General features: G+C 63.9%; 16 protein-coding genes. 9 read left to right on the top strand and 7 right to left on the bottom strand.

Translation table 11 applies throughout. The annotated features are described in order from the left end of the window. Positions 1-12: 12 nt before the first annotated feature. Together JQ553_RS15625 and JQ553_RS15620 are read right to left on the bottom strand one after the other, a co-directional pair. Complete coding sequence (locus JQ553_RS15625; protein ID WP_212500846.1) at positions 13-1,185, bottom strand: M20 aminoacylase family protein; 1,173 nt, start codon at positions 1,183-1,185, stop codon at positions 13-15. Positions 1,186-1,348: 163 nt separating this feature from the next. Next, positions 1,349-3,094, bottom strand: coding sequence for an adenylate/guanylate cyclase domain-containing protein (locus JQ553_RS15620; RefSeq protein WP_312015148.1), 1,746 nt, complete (start codon positions 3,092-3,094; stop codon positions 1,349-1,351). Between the two features lie 181 nt (positions 3,095-3,275). Here JQ553_RS15620 and JQ553_RS15615 point away from each other — a divergent pair, with 181 nt between their 5' ends. The 4 genes from JQ553_RS15615 (at position 3,276) to JQ553_RS15600 (ending at position 7,919) form a co-directional block, all read left to right on the top strand. Then, positions 3,276-4,295 carry an iron ABC transporter substrate-binding protein gene (locus JQ553_RS15615; protein WP_212500845.1) on the top strand — a complete coding sequence of 340 codons (1,020 nt, stop codon included), beginning with the start codon at positions 3,276-3,278 and terminating at the stop codon, positions 4,293-4,295. 12 nt (positions 4,296-4,307) lie between these two features. Then, positions 4,308-5,327: an iron ABC transporter permease gene (locus JQ553_RS15610; RefSeq protein WP_212500844.1), complete on the top strand. Its 1,020-nt coding sequence runs from the start codon at positions 4,308-4,310 to the stop codon at positions 5,325-5,327. Beyond that, positions 5,324-6,091, top strand: coding sequence for an ABC transporter ATP-binding protein (locus JQ553_RS15605; protein ID WP_212500843.1), 768 nt, complete (start codon positions 5,324-5,326; stop codon positions 6,089-6,091). The genes JQ553_RS15610 and JQ553_RS15605 overlap by 4 nt, the downstream gene beginning before the upstream one ends. Positions 6,092-6,299: 208 nt before the next feature. Further along, a complete protein-coding gene (locus JQ553_RS15600) occupies positions 6,300-7,919 on the top strand; it encodes a GMC family oxidoreductase (protein ID WP_212500842.1) in 1,620 nt (539 codons plus the stop codon). A gap of 69 nt (positions 7,920-7,988) precedes the next feature. On the opposite strand, the gene JQ553_RS15595 is transcribed toward JQ553_RS15600, so the two are convergent. The 3 genes from JQ553_RS15595 to JQ553_RS15585 form a co-directional block, all read right to left on the bottom strand. Then, a complete protein-coding gene (locus JQ553_RS15595; protein WP_212500841.1) occupies positions 7,989-8,396 on the bottom strand; it encodes a GFA family protein in 408 nt (135 codons plus the stop codon). Between the two features lie 198 nt (positions 8,397-8,594). Continuing rightward, positions 8,595-9,779, bottom strand: a complete 1,185-nt coding sequence (locus JQ553_RS15590) for an aminotransferase class V-fold PLP-dependent enzyme (RefSeq protein WP_212500840.1) — start codon at positions 9,777-9,779, stop codon at positions 8,595-8,597. Then, positions 9,776-10,843, bottom strand: a complete 1,068-nt coding sequence (locus JQ553_RS15585) for a tryptophan 2,3-dioxygenase family protein (RefSeq protein ID WP_212500839.1) — start codon at positions 10,841-10,843, stop codon at positions 9,776-9,778. The genes JQ553_RS15590 and JQ553_RS15585 overlap by 4 nt, the downstream gene beginning before the upstream one ends. Positions 10,844-11,065: 222 nt before the next feature. On the opposite strand from JQ553_RS15585, the gene JQ553_RS15580 reads away from it, so the two are divergent. The 4 genes from JQ553_RS15580 to JQ553_RS15565 all read left to right on the top strand — a co-directional run bounded on the left by JQ553_RS15580 (position 11,066) and on the right by JQ553_RS15565 (position 13,774). Then, on the top strand, positions 11,066-12,016 hold the full coding sequence (locus tag JQ553_RS15580) for a metallophosphoesterase (protein WP_212500838.1): 951 nt from the start codon (positions 11,066-11,068) through the stop codon (positions 12,014-12,016). 18 nt (positions 12,017-12,034) lie between these two features. Then, a complete protein-coding gene (locus JQ553_RS15575; RefSeq protein ID WP_212500837.1) occupies positions 12,035-12,358 on the top strand; it encodes a cupredoxin family copper-binding protein in 324 nt (107 codons plus the stop codon). Positions 12,359-12,452: 94 nt separating this feature from the next. Next, a complete protein-coding gene (locus JQ553_RS15570; RefSeq protein WP_212500836.1) occupies positions 12,453-13,013 on the top strand; it encodes a sigma-70 family RNA polymerase sigma factor in 561 nt (186 codons plus the stop codon). Next, positions 13,010-13,774, top strand: a complete 765-nt coding sequence (locus JQ553_RS15565) for an anti-sigma factor (protein WP_212500835.1) — start codon at positions 13,010-13,012, stop codon at positions 13,772-13,774. The genes JQ553_RS15570 and JQ553_RS15565 overlap by 4 nt, the downstream gene beginning before the upstream one ends. A 22-nt stretch (positions 13,775-13,796) precedes the next feature. Here the strand turns inward: JQ553_RS15565 and hpnO are convergent, their stop codons facing one another. Next, positions 13,797-15,188, bottom strand: coding sequence for an aminobacteriohopanetriol synthase HpnO (gene hpnO / locus JQ553_RS15560; RefSeq protein WP_212500834.1), 1,392 nt, complete (start codon positions 15,186-15,188; stop codon positions 13,797-13,799). Positions 15,189-15,290: 102 nt separating this feature from the next. Between hpnO and JQ553_RS15555 the strand changes: the two genes are divergently transcribed. Further along, a complete protein-coding gene (locus JQ553_RS15555) occupies positions 15,291-15,929 on the top strand; it encodes a DUF2147 domain-containing protein (RefSeq protein ID WP_212500833.1) in 639 nt (212 codons plus the stop codon). Here JQ553_RS15555 and JQ553_RS15550 read toward each other — a convergent pair. Continuing rightward, positions 15,870-18,485, bottom strand: a complete 2,616-nt coding sequence (locus JQ553_RS15550; protein ID WP_212500832.1) for an MMPL family transporter — start codon at positions 18,483-18,485, stop codon at positions 15,870-15,872. The two genes, JQ553_RS15555 and JQ553_RS15550, sit on opposite strands and share 60 nt — an antisense overlap. Positions 18,486-18,598 lie beyond the last annotated feature (113 nt).

Raw genomic sequence — 18,598 nt, 5'->3', positions numbered from 1 at the left:
CTGCTCAGGCCGTCACGCCGCCAGCGAGTTCTCCACCAGCTTGATCCAGTAGGACGTGCCGTGGACGATCGCCTCGTCGTTGAAATTGTAGGCGGGATGATGCAGGCCGGCGCTGTCGCCATTGCCGCAGAAGATGAAGGCACCGGGCCGCGCCTCGAGCATGTAGGCGAAGTCTTCCGCGCCCATCAGCGGCGGCATCTCGTGGACGTTGGCCTCGCCGGCGACTTCCCTGGCGACACGGCTCGCGAACTCGGTCTGCGTGCCGTGGTTGACGGTGACGGGATAGCCGCGCTCGTAATTGAGGTCGATCTTCGCGCCGGTGACCTTTGCGATGCCCTCGACCACCTCGCGAACGCGTTTTTCGACGAGATCGCGGACCTCCCTGGTGAGCGTGCGCACTGTGCCGTGCAATTCCGCGGTTTGCGGAATCACGTTGCGGGCGTTGCCGGCATGGAATTCGCACATCGAGATCACGGCGGAATCGAGCGGATCGATCGTGCGCGACACGATCTGTTGCAGCGCGGTGATGAGCTGCGCGCCGACCAGCACCGAGTCGATGCATTTATGCGGCCGCGCGGCATGACCGCCGAGGCCTTCGATCTTGATATCGATCGCATCGGTCGCGGCCATGATCGGGCCGGTGCGGATCGCAAACGAGCCGATCGGGATGCCCGGGCCATTGTGCATGCCATAGACCTGTTCGATGCCGAAGCGCTCCATCAGCCCGTCCTTGATCATGGCGGCAGCACCCGCGCCGCCCTCCTCGGCCGGCTGGAAGATCACGACGGCATCGCCGGCGAAATTGCGGGTCTCGGCGAGATAGCGCGCGGCGCCGAGCAGCATCGCGGTGTGGCCATCATGGCCGCAGGCGTGCATCTTGCCGGGGGTCTTGGAGGCATAGGGCAGATTGGTCTGCTCCTCGATCGGCAGCGCGTCCATGTCGGCGCGCAGGCCGATCACCTTGAGGTCGCCCTTGGCAGGCCCCTTCTTGCCCTTGATGACGCCGACCACCCCGGTCTTGCCGAGGCCGGTCGCCACCTCGTCGCAGCCGAACTCCCTCAAACGGTCCGCCACGAATGATGCAGTGCGGTGCACATCGTAGAGCAATTCGGGGTTTTCATGGATGCTGCGGCGCCAGGCCTGGATATGGGGTTGCAGATCGGCGACGCGATTGACGATGGGCATGGGACTTCTCTGGCTTCAAATGTTGGAACGCTCACAACTCTGTGTAGCACGCAAGGGGCGGTCCCCCCAACAGCGCCCCGGCGCCCCCGCCCCGCCCCCAGCGCCGGGCTTGTCCCGGCCGGCCCGTCTGACCGGAGCGCAAATCATGACCGATGCGGTCGAGCTATTCGGGCAGCCCTGCTTTGTGAAGACCCTCAATCCACAGCTTCGCCTTTGCCTGCCTGCTCCGGGCGATCATCGCAGATATCGTAAAGGAGGGATCGGTCTCAAGCACGCGCGCGGCCGCCTCTCGCGCCTCATCGCCGCGCCCAAGATGGGCGAACGCGGACGCGAGGCAGCGGTAAGCTCCTGCATAGGAGGGGGTCTGATGCTGGGCTTTCTTGCCCGCGACGATGGCCTCGTCGAAGCGACGAAGCTCGATAAGGGCCATCCCCATCCCAACAAACGTTGTGTGTAGCGTCGGGTCTACCGGGCTCACACGAATGGCACGCTCGAAGCTTTGAACCGCTTCCTCCGGCTGCCCCGCAATTTCATAGACCCAGCCTCTGCCGCGCCATGCCAAATATGAATTGGGGTTGAGCGCAACCGCCCGGTCGGCCATTTCGAGCTCGCTTTCACTGTCGCCGACCATGAACGCCGAGATCATGGCAGCCATTGCTAACGTGTCAGGATCACCATCGTCGATGCTCAAGGCGAGGCGGAGAAGCCGAATTGCCTCGTTGCGGTCGAATTGCGGGTCACTCGCATAGCCCATAGTGACGTTAATGGTGTGACAGGCGCCTGCCAGAGCCGCGACCGCGCCGAACCGAGGATCCAGCTCCAAGGCGCGATGAGCCAGCCTGATCGCCTCGGCGAAACCTTCGCGGGTTGTTAGGTAAAACTGCGGCAAGGCGCGGAGATACAAATCATAAGCGGTGAGATCCTCGGGTCGCCGCCGCGTCGCGATTGCAATCTCTGTTTGAAGCAGCTTGGGCTGAATGGCCGCGACGACGGCGACCGTTACTTCGTCTTGCAGCGCGAAAACGTCGGTCAGCTCGCGCTCGAACCTGTCCGCCCAAATGTGCGCCCCTGTAATCGCATCGATCAACTGCCCGGTGATGCGAACTCTCCCCGCCGCCTTACGTACAGATCCCTCAAGGACGTAACGGACACCAAGCCTGCGCCCGACCTCCTTGATATCGACGGCTCGGCCCTTGAAGGTGAAACTCGAATTGCGGGCGATCACGAACAGCCATTTGAACCGCGAGAGCGCGGTGATGATCTCCTCGACCATTCCGTCCGCGAAATATTCCTGCTCGGGGTCGCCGCTCATGTTCTCGAACGGCAGCACGGCGATAGAGGGTTTGTCCGGGAGTGGCGGGGCCGCACTTAGCCCATCGATCAGTGCGCCATGCTCTCCCGCGCGTACAGCAAAAGCGCGGACCGGCTTGGAGATGTTCTTGAGCTGCTGTTCGCCCCGGTCCTCGAAGCCAATGTCGAGCTTGCCTTCGACTTCGCCGAAGACCTTCTCGGACATCAGGATGCCGCCCGGATCGGCGATCCCTTCCAGTCGGACGGCAATGTTGATCCCGTCGCCGAAGAGGTCACCGTCTTGTCCAACGATAACGTCACCAAGGTTGAGCCCGACGCGCAACGTCAGGGGACTGCTGCCAGAGGCGAGATGATCCTGTATCTCGACCGCGCATCTCGTGGCCGCTAAGGGACTCGCGAACTCGGCCAGCGCGCCATCACCCGTTGTCTTGATGAGTCGTCCTTCGTGGCGGGAGAGGCTCGGCTCGATCAATTCTCGCTTCAGCCGTTCGAACTCGGCGTAGGTGGCTTCCTCCGCGCGTTCCATGAGCGCGGAATAACCAACCACGTCGGCGGCCAAGATCGCAGCCAATCGCCTTTGAACCCGCTGCTCCGTCACAGCGCCCTCCGAACGACCGGGCAAAACACGTCGCCGGGACGAGGAGCCTAGCACTTTGTTGTGAACCTGTGAGCGGTAATCGCGGAAGGGCGTCGGGCCATCTGCGGGCAAGCGCTCCGCCATGCGATCAGCGCATCGGCGAGCGGTTGCCAATTCTGGCCATCTGTGTCCACCATCCGTCATGAATCTCACCCGACGCACCCTGCTCGCCGCCTCCGCAATGCTTCTCGCGGCGCCGCGCGCGCGTGCGGGTGAGATCACCGACGCGGCCGGCCGCGCGATCACGATTCCCGAGACTGTCAGCCGGGTATTTCCGGCGGGGCCGCCGGCTGCGATCCTGCTCTACACGCTGGCGCCGGATCTCCTGCTCGGCTGGCCGCGCGCCAACCGCGCAGAGGAATGCGCGTTCCTGCTGCCCGACGTCTGCAGACGACCCGAGGTCGGCCGTCTCACGGGCCGCGGCAACACCGCCAACCTCGAGTCGGTGTTGGCGTTGAAGCCCGATCTCATCCTCGATGTCGGCTCGACGGCACCGACCTTCGCCTCACTTGCCGCCCGCGTGCAGGAGCAGACGGGAATCCCCTATGCTCTGCTCGATGGCCGCTTCGAGGCGATCGCGTCCACTTATCGCCTGCTCGGTGCGCTGACGCACCGCGACGCGGAGCCGCTCGCGAGCTTCACGGAGCGCACGCTCACCACGATTCAGTCGAGGGTCAATCGGATCCCGGATCAGGAGCGCCCGCGCGTGTTTTACGCGCGTGGACCGCGGGGGCTGGAGACAGGGCTCGGCGGCTCGATCAATGTGGAGACAATCGAATTCCTCGGCGCGCGCAACGTCGCAGCCGAACAGCGCGGCGGGCTCGCCACGGTGTCGATCGAACAGGTGCTCGTCTGGGATCCTCAGGTCATCGTCACCATCGACCGCGACTTTGCGGCAAATGTCGCTAAGGATCCGCAATGGGCGCAGATCCAGGCCGTGCGCACCGGCCGCGTCCACCTGTCGCCCAAGCTTCCGTTCGGATGGGTCGATTTTCCGCCATCGGTCAACCGGCTGATCGGGCTCTGGTGGCTGGCAAAGATCTTCTATCCCGATCATTTCGACGAGGACATTCGCGCCCTGGCTCGCGACTTCTATTCGCGGTTTTATCACGTGACTCCGTCCGATGCCGATATCGACGGTGTGCTCCAGGGCCGCGGGTGATACGCTGCCGCAATGGCTCGCTCCAGCGTCCCCGGCTTCCTGATCTCGTTCCTGGTCCTCGTCGCCGCATTGCTGCTTGCATTCACCGTCGGGCGTTATCCAGTCGGTCTTGGCGATCTCTTCGCTGTCCTCGCCGCGAAGCTGACCGGTCACGCGCCGAACGTACCGCCCGCGGTCGAAAACGTGATCTGGCAGGTTCGCGGGCCCCGCATCGTCGCGGCTGGCCTCGTCGGCGCGGCGCTCGCGGTCGCAGGCACCGCCTTCCAGGGCCTGTTCCGCAATCCTCTGGTCTCGCCCGACATACTCGGCGCCTCGTCCGGCGCGGCGCTCGGTGCGGTGCTCGGCATCTTCATCTCGCTTGGCGTATTCGCGATACAGGCGATGGCATTTGCCGGAGGGCTTGTCGCGGTCGCTGCGGTCTACGCGGTCGGAAGCGCGGTCCGCGCGCGGGACCCCGTGCTGGTGCTGGTGCTCGCCGGCGTCGTCATCGGAGCGCTGCTCGGCGCTGGAGTCGGCCTGATCAAGTATCTGGCCGATCCGTACAACCAGCTTCCCGCCATGACCTTCTGGCTGCTCGGCAGCCTCGCCGCGATCGGACCCTCCGATCTCATCCCGCTGTTCGGTCCGGTCGCGATCGGCACGCTGGTGCTCTTCGCACTCAGGTGGCGCATGAACGTGATGTCACTGCCTGACGAAGAGGCGCGCGCACTCGGAGTGCCGACTGGCCCCTTGCGCATCGCCATCGTCGCAGCGGCGACGCTGGTCACATCAGCAAGCGTTGCGACCGCAGGGATCATCGGCTGGGTCGGGCTTGTGGTGCCGCATATCGCGCGCACGCTGGTGGGCCCAGATTTCGGCCGGCTCATCCCTGCCGCGGCGCTGATCGGCGGTGGATTTCTGCTTCTGATCGACACGCTTGCCCGCACCGCGGCCGCGGTCGAAATTCCGCTCGGCATCCTCACCGCCCTGGTCGGCACGCCGTTTTTTATCTGGCTGCTCACCAGCGTCGCGAAGAGCTGGTCCACGGAATGACTCTCTCGGGACGCGATCTCACCATCGGCTATGGCGACCGGGTGGTCGGGACCCAGCTCGACATTTCACTGAAATCGGGCGAGGTGTTAGCGCTGCTCGGCCCGAACGGCGGCGGCAAGACCACACTGCTCAAGACGCTGCTCGGTCTGCTGCCGCCCAAGGGCGGGGAGATCGAGCTCGGTGGCCGACCACTCGCGAGCTTCACCAGTCGCGAGCGGGCGCGGCGCATCGCCTACGTCCCGCAATCACATACGGCGACGTTCGCCTTCACGGTCGAGACCGTGGTCCTGATGGGACGCACCGCGCATGGTAGCCTGTTCAGCCGACCAACTGCCGCCGATCGCGCGATCGCCGCGCGCATGCTCGAGCGCCTCGGCATCGCCCATCTGGCTGACCGGCCCTCCACCGAGATTTCCGGCGGCGAGCGACAGCTCACGCTGCTGGCGCGTGCACTGGCGCAGGAGCCGCAATTCATCGTGCTCGATGAGCCGACTGCGAGCCTCGACTTCGGCAACCAGGGGCGTGTGATGCATGAGATTCGCGCGCTTGGACGCTCCGGCCACGGCGTGCTGTTCACGACGCATGATCCCAACCACGCCATGCGTGCCGCCGATCGCGCGTTCCTCCTCCGGCAGGGCATGCGCATTGCCGATGGCGAGATCCGCAGCGTTCTCACGCGTATGCAGCTGGAAGAGCTGTACGGCACGAAACTGACCGTCTTTCAGGATCGTGACAGCGGCGAAAGCGCATTTCTGCCGGGATGAAACGGCCGCGCAGGTCTGGCTCCGCCCGACATCCAGCGCGGAGATTCGCGTCAGTTCATTCGCTTGGGTCTTGCGCTTGGGTGTTGGCGATCCAAAGCACGGTCTGGTAAGCGGGTAGCTTCGGGCCTAATGCGGAGAGGTTCCGATTCAGGCCAACGAGATATCGGTCTAATGGTCTCAGCAGAAAATGACCGCCAGGAATGAGGGCATGCCGCGAAGGCTCGAAGGAGATTTCGACTATATCGTCGTCGGCGCGGGCACGGCCGGCTGTATCATGGCCAACCGCCTGTCGGCCGATCCGAGGAATCGCGTCCTGCTGCTGGAAGCGGGCGGCAACGACAACTGGATCTGGTTTCACATCCCGGTCGGCTACCTCTTCGCGATCGGCAATCCGCGCTCGGACTGGATGTTCAAGACCGAGTCCGAGCCCGGCCTGAACGGCCGCACACTTGCTTACCCGCGCGGCAAGGTGATCGGCGGCTCGTCGGCGATCAACGCCATGATCTCGATGCGCGGACAGGCCGCCGACTACGACCATTGGCGGCAGCTCGGGCTCACGGGCTGGAGCTACAGCGACGTGCTCCCAGTGTTCAAACGGCTGGAAGACCACTTCCTCGGAGAAAGCGAGCATCACGGTGCCGGCGGCGGCTGGCGCATCGAGGCACCCCGCCTGTCCTGGGACATCCTCGACGCGGTCGGCGATGCCGCGGAGGAAATGGGGATCAAGCGCATCCCCGATTTCAACACCGGCGACAATGAGGGCACGAGCTATTTCCACGTCAACCAGAAGCGCGGCCGGCGCTGGTCGGCGGCGCGCGGCTTCCTCAAGCCGGTGCTGAACCGCCCCAATCTGCGGCTGGAAACCAATGTGCTTGTCGATCGCCTGATCGTCGAAAGCGGCCGCGCCGCGGGCGTGCTGTTCAAGCAGGGCAACGAGGTGGTCGAGGCGCGCACCAGGGGCGAAGTGATCCTGTGCGCCGGCTCGATCGGATCGACCGAGGTGCTGCACCGCTCCGGCATCGGCCCGTCCCAATGGCTGTCGCCGCTCGGCATCGACATCGTGCTCGACCGGCAGGGTATCGGCCGCAACCTGCAGGACCATCTGCAGCAGCGTGCGATCTACAAGGTCTCCGGCGTGCGCACGCTGAACGAGACCTATTACAATCTATTGCGCCGCGGCCTGATGGGTCTCGACTACGCGTTCCGCCGCCGCGGGCCGCTGACCATGGCACCGTCGCAACTCGGCATCTTCACGCGCTCCGACTCCACGAGGTCGCGCGCCAACATCCAGTTTCACGTGCAGCCGCTGTCGCTCGACAAGTTCGGCGATCCCCTGCACCGCTTCCCCGCGATTACGGTGAGCGCCTGCAATCTGCAGCCGACCTCGCGCGGCACCGTGCGCATCCGCTCGGCAGCGCCGGACGACAAGCCGTCGATCGCGCCGAACTATCTTGCGACCGACGACGACCGCCAGGTTGCGGCGGATGCGATCCGCACCACGCGGCGGTTGATGAAGCAGAAGGCGCTGGAGAAATATCGGCCCGAGGAATTCCTGCCCGGCCCCTCCGTCGGCGACGACGATGCCGCGCTGGCGAAGGCTGCCGGGGACATCGGCACCACGATCTTCCACCCCGTCGGCACCGCAAAGATGGGAACGGAAAACGATCCGATGGCCGTCGTCGACGAGCGGCTGCGCTTCTACGGACTCCGTGGGCTGCGCATCGCCGATGCCTCGGTCATGCCGACCATCACCTCCGGCAACACCAATACGCCGACGGCGATGATCGCCGACAAGGGCGCAGCGATGATCCTGCAGGATGCGCGATGATCCACCACGAAATGGATCGTCTCGTGCGAGCGGATCCGCGTTCACTGCGTCCCGATCAGGCTGTTCTCGCTATGTCTGCGGCGGAAAGCGGTCGAAGGTCGGCAACGCGTGCACGTCTTCCATCCAGCGAAGACGTTCCGCGACCTGGATATGCATCGTCGCCGGCACTGCATCGGCGTCATCGCAGGTCGCGCTCTGAATATCGATGATCCCGGGCAACATGGCCGCGTTGGTGTAGAAAAGGCCGGTGCCGCAATTGTCGCAAAAGTGCCGCCGCCCGTTTTCTGACGACCGGTAGATCCTGGGCTGCCCCTTCGTCACCTTGACCGCGTCTTCAGCGTACGTCGTCCAGCCGACCATGGGCGCGCCGGCGTGACGCCTGCAATCGGCGCAGTGACACAGCGCATGAACGATGAGTTGCCCCGCGACCTCATAGCGAATGGCGCCGCAATGGCAACCGCCGTTGACAGTACTCATGCTCTCCTCCGTTCGATTCGAATTTTGACCGGATCGATAGTCTCGGAGACTTGCGGCTTCAATGGTGCATTCGATCCGCGATTGCGTCCTACTGTCGCGCGACGACATCGATTCTGACAAGGAATTGCAGGCCAAGCGCGGAACTGAGCGAGACAGCGCAGCGCTGCCCACACATTGGGATGTGACGTGCAGCCACCTTCAGCCTGCCATCGCTCGCCCGACCCGCGCGAGCGCCTGCGCAATGTCGTCGGCGTTCGAGCAAATCCCGAAGCCGAAGCGAAGCCGGTCGCCACGGTGATCGCAATGCACCGCCAGCGCGGCAAGCTTTGCCGCGATGTCCCCGGCGCGCGACGTCCGGAAGGTGAGAAAATTGCCGTGTTCGGCATTGCCGCCGAATGGCGTGATCAAATCCGCTCTCCGCAGCCCCTCGATGTCAAGCGCCTCGATGCCGGCAAGGAAGCGCGCCATCAATGTGCGCGCATGCGCATGGATCTGCTCGACGGTAATGCTCTCACGGTCCAGCCAATCGAAGACGGCGGCAAGTCGGTACAGACCGCTGGGATCGAAGGTGGCGCCGAGGAAGCGCCCACCATGTTCTGGATAGCCGACCGATTTGCCTGGAGGCGCAGCGAGCGAACCGAAATCGGCGAACCAGCCGGTGTCGCGGGGTCTTGGCCCATAGCCGGGTGGACAATGCAGGAAACAACAGCCTTCGCCAGCCATGGCGTATTTGTAGCCACCGGCCAGGTAAAAAGCGCGACCGGCGATCCCGGAGAGATCGGTCGGGCGCGCCATGAAGCCGTGATAGCCATCGATCACCACGAACGTGTCGCGCGAAGGCACCGCTTCGACGAGTTCCCTGAGATCGCCCGAAGTGGCCGACGATGTGAAGAACACCTGACTGACAAAGACAAGGTCATGTCCGCCAGTTCCGCAGGCCGCATGAAAACGCGCGGCGAAGCTTTCGAATGGCTCGGCCTGTATCCGCGTAACCGCGACCAGATCATCCTCTTCCAGGCGTTCCAGCTGACGGCGCGCTGTGTGGAATTCCGCGTCGCTGGTCAGAATGCGAATTGGACGACCGGCCGGGAAGCACGACAAGAGCCGGCGCAGGAATTCGTGCGTGTTGGGCGCGACCGCGATCGTCGACGCAGCCGGCAGGCCGAGGCGGCGGATAATGCCGGCTTGCACGCGCGGGATCAATTCGCCGAACACCAGCTCCCATTTGTCACCGGCGAGCCGCGCCGCGTCGAGCCAGCACTGCTGCTGCGCCGCGAACGTCACGTCGGGCCAGTCATGGTGGCTGTGCGCGGCAAGGTTGATCCGCTCGGGCGCAGCCGCGCGGAATCTTGAAAAATGAGCGGTGAGATCGAGCAAGGTCATGACGCGTACACAAAACTCATCTGGGCCTGGATCGCGGGCGGAAGCTCGGGCACGGCTGAACGGGGGATGAGGAATGTCGACAGGCGGAACAGGTCCGAAAAAATCCGATGTCGTTCCGCCGTCGTCCGCAGGTAGACGTGGCCCGACGAGCCGCCCGTGCCGATCTTCGTGCCGATCATCCGCTCCACCATCAGGGCATGACGATAACGCCACAGCGTCAAGGTTTCGTCGATGTCCATCAGCGAGGTGAGCAGGCGGAACGCCGGCTGCACCGCGGGTTTGTCGCGATAGAGCGTGATGAACAAGGCGGCCTGAACCGCTTGCGGCGACAGACGCCAGCCGCCACTGCCGTCTGAAGCGGAAAACACCGCCGAGAACTGTTCGAGCGCGAGCGCGATGCCCTTGAGCTCGCGCTCGCGCTTTTCCTCAGGGATCGCCGGATCGGCTCTGACCAGCTCGGCATCCCGCGCAAGATGCCTTTCCACCGCGGCCCGGTAAGCCTCGCGAAACGTCTCGCCTCCCCAATCGAGGAAGGGCGTCCGAGCGAGCCATCGGTCGAGCAGATCGAATAGCGACGGGCTGTTGCCGGCGGCGCGAAGCGCCACGCGGTCGGGCTCCGACAGGCGATCCTCGATCGCCTTGTCGTCCAGCGGGATGCGCGCTTCGACCGGCAGGCCCAGCCGCGTCTCGATCAGCCGGAACTGAAGCGACTGGAAGCCGGATGCGGGCATCAGCAGGTCGCGAAAGTCGAGGAAGTCGAACGGCGTCATGGTCTCCAGCACGTCGAGCTGTGCGACCAAGAGCTTGAGGATCTCATGGATGCGATTCAGCCCATGGCCGATCCGGGCCATGGCGTCATCGGTGACGGGGATCGTGCTGAAATCCGCTTCCAGACGATCAAGCTCGTGCAGGATCTGCTTGAACCACAGCTCATAGGCCTGGTGGACGATGATGAACAGCATCTCGTCGTGGGCATTGACGCCGATCCTGGCGCTTTCGGGCTGCTGCGAAGACAACAACCGATCGAGCCGCAGATAGTCGGCATAGTAGACCGGTTCACGCATGGCTGATCTCCCTGGACGTCGCTGATGGTACCCGCTCGTTGCAGTCAGCGGCGCGAAAATACCACCGCGCCGATACCTTTGCCTGAGACCTACACACCAGGCGGCGTGAGCCTCGATCGGCGCCGCTGCTCACGAAATCGTCAACGCCGCCGGGAATAAGCTCCGCCCCAGCCCGATCACATCCCCGGAAACCCAATCTCTGGGCCTACGGGAGACTTTGCCATGAGCGGATTCGATCACGACCATCGCAATGAAGATCAAGGAGTCAGCCGGCGCAAGGTGCTGGAATGCATGACGTGGGCAGGCACCGGCGTGCTCTGGACGGTCACCGGCGGCGTGCCGCGCTCGCTCGGCATCGTCGGTTCGGCCGCGGCGGCAGAACCAGCCGGCATGACGTTCCTGCAGATCAGCGACAGCCATGTCGGCTTCGACAAGCCGGCCAATCCGAACGCCAACGGTACGCTGGAAGAGGCGATCAGCAAGGTCCGTGCGATGCCGGCCAAGCCGGCCTTCATGATCCACACCGGTGACATCACGCACCTGTCGAAGGCCAAGGAATTCGACGACGCCGACCGCATCATCTCGCAGGCCAAGCTCGACGTGCATTACGTGCCGGGCGAGCACGATTTCATCGACGAGGAGGTCAAGCTCTACAAGGAGCGCTATGGCAAGGGCACCAGGGGCGCCGGCTGGTATTCCTTCGACGCCGGCGGTGTGCATTTCGTCGGCCTCGTCAACGTCGTCGACCTCAAGGGCGGCGGCCTCGGCAATCTCGGCAGCGAACAGCTCGAATGGCTGGAGAACGATCTCAAGGGCCGCTCGAAATCCACGCCGATCGTGCTGTTCGCCCACATCCCGCTGTGGACGGTCTATCCGCAATGGGGCTGGGGCACCGAGGATGGCGCCCGCGCGCTTGAGTATGTGAAGGGCTTCGGCTCGGTCACGGTGCTCAACGGGCACATCCATCAGGTGATGCAGAAGGTCGAAGGTAACGTGACCTTCCACACCGCGCGCTCGACCGCCTTCCCGCAGCCGGCGCCGGGCGCAGCCGCCTCGCCCGGCCCGATGAAGGTCGAGGATGCAAAGCTGCGCAGCATGCTTGGCGTCGCCAGCGTCAACTTCAAGCAGGGCACCGAGCGCCTTGCCATCATCGACACGCCGCTGCAGGGCTGAGGGAAGGACGGAAAGCCGATGAGTTCGATCAATCGCCGCGACTTCGGCGTCGCCGTGGTCGCGACCATGCTGCTGCCCCTCGCCACGGCGCGGGCCGAAGACACCGAAGTGCATATCGACAACTTCGTGTTCGAGCCGGCCCAACTCACCGTCAAGGTCGGCACCACCGTGACCTGGATGAATCGCGACGACATTCCACACACCGTGGTATGCGCGGGCAAGTTTCGCTCGAAGACGCTCGATACTGACGACAAGTTCGGGTTCACTTTCACCACGGCCGGCGAATACAAGTATTTTTGTTCGCTGCATCCGCACATGACGGGCAGCGTGAAGGTTGAATAACGTGTCCAACCAAGGCATCACAACAATGCCCGGCCGGTGGGCTGCCGCCCCTGGCCGGGCAGGAACGCCTCATGGAAATGCCGGGCAAGAGACGATGGCTGCCAAAGCATCGCAGGACGATCCCGAAAGAGCACGGCGCTTTCGCGAAGCCGCGCTGCCCTATCTGGACGATGCCTACACCCTCGCGCGCTACCTGCTGCGCGATGCGGCCGACGCCGAGGATGCGGTGCAGGAATGTTACCTGCGCGCCTACAAGCATTTCGACAGCTATCGGGGACCCGCGATGAAGCCGTGGCTGTTCGCGATCCTGCGCAATGTCTGCCGCGCCGAATATGCGCGACGCGCGACCGCGCCGGTGACCGCGACCGAGGAACTGCCCGAAAGCGCCGAGCAGACACCGCTGTGGCACGAAACGCCCGACACGCCGGAAAGGCAGATGCTGCGCCGCTTCGACGGCGACACCGTGCGCAAGCTGGTCGCAGCGCTCGCCGAGCCGTTCCGCGAGACCTTCGTACTCAGGGAAATCCAGGATCTTTCATACCGCGAGATCGCCGACGTCGCCGCCGTGCCCGTTGGCACCGTGATGTCGCGCCTCGCGCGTGCCCGCGCCATGCTGCGATCGGCCTGGCTTGCGGAACAGGAGCAAGCGAAATGACATGCGAGGAAGCCGAAGTGCTGCTTCACGCGCTGATCGACGGCGAACTCGATGCCGGCCATGCGCGCGAGGTGGAAGCTCATATCGCGAGCTGTGCGCATTGCGCCGCACTGGCGAGGGACTATCGCGAGATCAGCCAGGCGATGGGGCAAGCCGATCTGCGCTACAAGGCGCCGCTCGAGCTGCGCCGCCGGATCGAGAAGGCGCTGCCGCAGCCGCAAGCAGCCCCGAGCCGCCGCGCAGTGCTGCGCGGCTTTGCGCTCGGCTCGGCGGTGTCGGCGATGGCCGCGACCGGCCTGGTCGCGATCGTGCTGCGCAACGACGACGAGCAGCGCATCCGCTCCGAGGTGGTGTCGGCGCATCTGCGCTCGCTACAGGCCGGGCATCTCACCGACGTGGTCTCGACCGACCAGCATACGGTGAAGCCCTGGTTCAACGGCAAGCTCGACGTCTCGCCGCCGGTGATCGATCTCACGGCGCAGGGTTTTACGCTGATTGGCGGCCGGCTCGATTATGTCGACGCCCGCGCCATCGGCGCCGTGGTCTACAAGCGGCGCCAGCACGTGATCAATCTGTTCGTGGCACAAACCGCGAATACCGAGCGCCAGCCCGCGAAGATCTCGACGCTGCAGGGCTTCAACATCCGCCGCTGGAGCGACCGCGGCCTCAACTACTGGGCGGTGAGCGACCTCGGCGCCGACGAATTGTCGGAGTTCGGCGAAAAGTTTGAGACCGCGATGCGGGCGAACAAGGAGGGGTGACGGCCTACGAAGTGGTCTTGCCTTACGCCGACTTCCTGACCGCGTTGTCGACCAGCGTCTTGCCGAGCGACCAGATTGCGCCGGGGACCTTGTGGCTGCCGGCGATCACCTCGTCGAACGCCTTCTCGATCCAGTTGCAATCGTCCTCGGTGATGACGAGCGGCGGCAACAGCTTGATGGTGTGGCTGCCGTGGCCGGCGACTTGCGTCAGGATCTTGTGATCCTTGAACAGCGGCACGGTGATGAGCTGGCAGAACAGACCCTTGTTGGCCGTCTCCAGCAGATTCCACGACGCCTTCAGCCGCAGCGATTTCGGTGGACCGAACTCGACGCCGATCATCAGGCCCTTGCCGCGGACTTCCTTCATCAGTTCGTAGCCCGGGACCATGCGGGTCAGGGCGAGCCGCAGCTCGGCGCCGCGCTTCGCGGCACGTTCGACCAGCCGCTCGGCCTTGATGACATCAAGCGTCGCGATGCCTGCGGCCATCGCGAGATCGTTCTTCGCGAAGGTCGAGCCGTGCACGACCGCGCGGTCCATCTGGTTAAAGATCTTGTCGAAGATGTGCTTGCGCGTGAGCAGGGCGCCAATCGGAACGTGTCCGCCGGAGAGCGCCTTCGCCAGCAGCACCATGTCAGGCTCGACGCCCCAGTGCTCGATCGCGAGGAATTTCCCGGTGCGGCCGATGCCGGTCTGGATCTCGTCGGCGACGAACAAGGTGCCGTATTTGCGGCATAGCGCCAGCGCGCCGGGCAGGAACTCGTCGGTGGGCATGTTGACGCCCTTGCCCTGGATCGGCTCGACGATGAACGCGCCCACCTGTCGCGACGACAAGGCCTTCTCGAGCGCTTCGAGATCATTGAAGGGAACCGGCGTGCAGCCCGGCAGCAGCGGCTCGAAGCCGCCGCGGAAGTTCGCGTCGTCGGTCAGTGACAGCGCCCCATAGGACAAGCCATGGAACGAATGGGTGCAGTAGACGACGCCGGGGCGGCCGGTCGCGCCGCGAGCGAATTTGATCGCTGCCTCGACGGTCTCGGCGCCTGAATTTGCAAAAAACACCTTGTCCAGATATGGCACATGCTCCACCAAGCGTTCCGCGAGTACGCCGGCGAGTGTGGAGACGTCGAGTTGCACCAGGTTGGGCAAATCGGCGTCGAGCACGCTCTTCAGCGCCTCGCGCAGCGCCGGATGATTCCGGCCAATCGCAAAAACGCCAAATCCACTCAATAAATCGAGATAACGAGCCCCCTGACGATCGAAGAGGTATTGGCCTTGCCCCTTTCGGAAACCGACGTCGTAACCAATGGTCTTGAGAACGCGAACAAGCTGTTCGTTCAGGTGACGCGTGTGCATGGCACCGCGTTGCCCTTCACGCTCCACAAAAATCTCGGAAACGTCTAAATTGGAACCTAGCATTTGTTACATACGTCGGTTGATGGCCATCTCGTCAACATAAAACGCCCGATAGCGGCGTTTTGCCCCCCGCTCGGATCGTCTACTTAAGCACAGGTTTGGACCATGTTGCACTGCCCAAGAACGTTCACGCGTACAATAGGCTTTACAAGTTTATTTTTGGCCACGGTGCTATCTCCGGCATTGGCGGCAGACCCGACAGGTGACTGGAAGGTCGCCGATGGTGTCGCCACCATCCGCGTCGCCCAGTGCAATGGCAGCATGTGGGGTGCGGTAGCGTGGGAGAAAACCCCCGGCGGGAAGGATAGCAACAATCCCGATCCGGCGAAGCAAACCCGGCCAACGCTCGGCATGCCGATTCTGATCGACATGAAGAAGAAAGCCGGAGTCGATGCGTGGGAGGGCCAAGTCTACAACGCCAAGGACGGGCAGCTTTACAGCTCGACGATCAAGCCTGTTGGCGCCGATCAGTTGGAAATCCAGGGCTGCGTGCTTGGCTTCCTCTGCGGCGGCGAGACCTGGACGCGCGTCGGCCCGCCGATTCCCGCAAGCGCTGCCGCCACTGGCGCGACGAAGGGAGCCGCGCCCAAGTCGGCCGCAACGACCAATCCGCAGCCACCGAAAACCACGGGCCAAGTGCCGCCGGCCCCCAAGGCGGGCCAGAAGCAGATGGCCGCCTCGCCGTCAGGTGACGTCGTTGGAGATATCTGTCTCCTTCCCGACATTGCGCGGTTTGCCCATTAGCGCGGGCTGGAACAGCAACACAGCCGCGAGCGTGGTCCCGAGCGACAGCGCAAGCAGCTTGCCCATGCTCGCGGTGCCGGGATGACTTGACAGCCACAGGCTGCCGAACGCCGTCGCTGTAGTCAGCGCGCTGAAAAAGATCGCGCGCGTCAGGCTCGATTGCAGCAGGTTGGTCCTGCCCTGCCGCCACGCGGTGACGTAGTAGATCTTGAAGGCGACGCCGACGCCGAGCAGCAGCGGCAACGCGACGATATTGGCGAAGTTGAGCGGCAGGCCGATCAGCACGCAAATCTCCAGCGTGACGATGCCCGCGACCAGAAGCGGAACCAGCGTCATCAACACGTCGGTGACCCGCCGCAGTGTCAGCCACAGCAACAGGCTGATCACGACCAGCGCCCAGATGCCGGCGTGGATGAAAGCCCTCACCACAACGTCACCGGACTTGAGGATCGAGACCGGCCCGCCGATCGCGGTCGGTTCGGCGGCGAGCACTGCGTCGGCGAAACGGCGCAGATTGTCGTTGTCGTTGGGATCGCCCTTCGGCAGCACCTCGACCCGCATCAGGCCGTCCTGCGCCTTCCAGCCTTCCACCAGTTCCGGCGGCAGCGTTTGCAACGTGATGGTCTGGGCCTGCAGCGAATTCTTGAGCTGGTCGAACACGATCTTCATGGGCGCGATGAAGATCGCCTGCGCCTTGTCGCGGATCGCCTGGTTCGAGTCGGCGAGCTTCTGCAGCGCATCGGCAAGCCGGCGCGCCGCAATTGCGCCCGGCCCCTTGCCGTCGCCCGCAGTCTTGCGCAGGTTCTCGACCGAGCTCTTCAGCGACTCGACATTCTCCTGGTCCGACGGTGCCGGATCGACCGAATCGGGATTGAGCGCCGGACCGAGCACCTTCGCCGCCTGCGCGATCAGCTTGAGCTTGGCCGGCTGGTCTTGGGGCACGAAACTGTCGAGCGACATCACCCGCAGCACTTCGGGCAACTTCTCGAGCTTCGCCTCGATCTTCCTGGCGTCGGCCTCCGAGTTGGTCATCACGTTGATGGCGTTGGCCCCGGTGTTCGGATCCTTTCTGAGATCGAGGAACGTCGCGATCGATTCCACCTTGGAATTGCGCAGGTTTATCGGGTTGAAGTCGAACTTCATGAAGTGAAGCAACGGCAGGCCCGCGACCGTGACGAGCAGCGTTCCGACGATGATCGCAATGCGGTGCTTTTCGAGGAAGTCGTCGACCGGCGCGAGGAAGGCATAGCCGACCGGCTCCTTCTCGCCGGGCGGATTGAGCAGGTCGAGCAACGCCGGCAGCACCGTGATGCTGGTGACGAAGGCCACCAGCATGCCGGCGCCGGCAATCTTGCCCAGCTCGGAGATGCCCTTGTAGTCGGTCGGCAGGAAACAGAGGAAGCCCGCCGCAGTGGCCATCGCCGCGAGCGATAGCGGCACCGCCGAACGGCGCGCCGCGTTCTCGAGCGCCAGCGTCAGGTTGTCATTCTTGAACCGCTCGGAGCGGTAGCGCACGCTGAACTGGATGCCAAAGTCGACGCCGAGGCCGACGAACAGCACGGCGAACGCGATCGAGAGCAGGTTCAGCGAACCCACCATCATCAGACCGACGGCCGTGGTGATGGCAAGACCGATGAACAGGTTCAGGAACACCGCGAAGATGATCTTGCCGGAATGCAGCGCCATCCAGAGGATGACAAGCACGATCAGCACCGTGCCTATGCCGTTCCTGATCGCGCCGTCCTGCACGGTCGCGTATTCCTCATTGGCGATCGGAACCGGCCCGGTCAGGCGGACCCGCGCGCCATATTCGGCAGGGAATTTCAGGTCGGCGGCCGCCTGTCGGATCGCGTCGGTCGCAGACTTCCCCGGCTCCAGCGCGGAATAGTCGATGATCGGCTTGACCTCGATGAAGGCGCGCTTGTCGGAGTCCGTCAGCGGCGTTTCGCTGGTCAGCTCGCGCCACGAGAACGTCGCGTTGCCCTTGGCCAGGATGGTCTCGACTGTTTCGGCGATCTGGTTGAAGGGACGCGCGGCATTGTCGAGCTTCACCTGCCCGCGCTTTATGCCGGCAAGGCCGGTTTCGAGCGCACCGGTGAGGCCGCGAATCGAGGGGTCGCCGGCCATGATCTCGATCAGGGGCGCAGCCGATGCGAGCTGGCCAGTCACCTTGGCGACCTCGTCGGTCGGCAGAAACAGAAGACCGTTTCTTTCGAAGAACTCGCCGGAGCCAAGTGGCGTCACCGACTCGAAGTTCGTCTTGTCTTCGGACAGCTTTTCTGCGAGCGCCCTCGCCGCTGAACTGGTCAGCTCGGGCGTCGGCGCCTCGACCACCGCCAGGATCAGCCGTTCACGGTCGAACGCCTGCTCGAACTGGTTGTCGCGCTTGCGCCAATCCAGATCGGGCGAGATCAGCTTGTTGATGTCAGTGTTGATCGCGAAATTGCGGGCCGCGTAGAAGCCGGCCCCAACCGCCAGGATCAAGGAAAAAAGCACGACAGGAAGGGCAAAGCGCGTACACGTCCTGACAACCGAGACAACAATATTTGTCAGCACTTGGTATCTTTCTAATCTTAGGGAAGCATGGCCGAAAACGCCCGCTGTCTAGCGGAGTTCCCGCAGCCGATCTAATGTTGTTTTGGTTAGTGTGTGCGGCAGATTGCCGACGA

It is taken from the genome of Bradyrhizobium lablabi, from assembly GCF_018131005.1.
Classification (GTDB): Bacteria; Pseudomonadota; Alphaproteobacteria; order Rhizobiales; family Xanthobacteraceae; genus Bradyrhizobium; species Bradyrhizobium lablabi_D.
The sequence above is the reverse complement of the archived record's forward strand: the minus strand, read 5'-3'. Positions and strand labels throughout refer to the sequence as shown.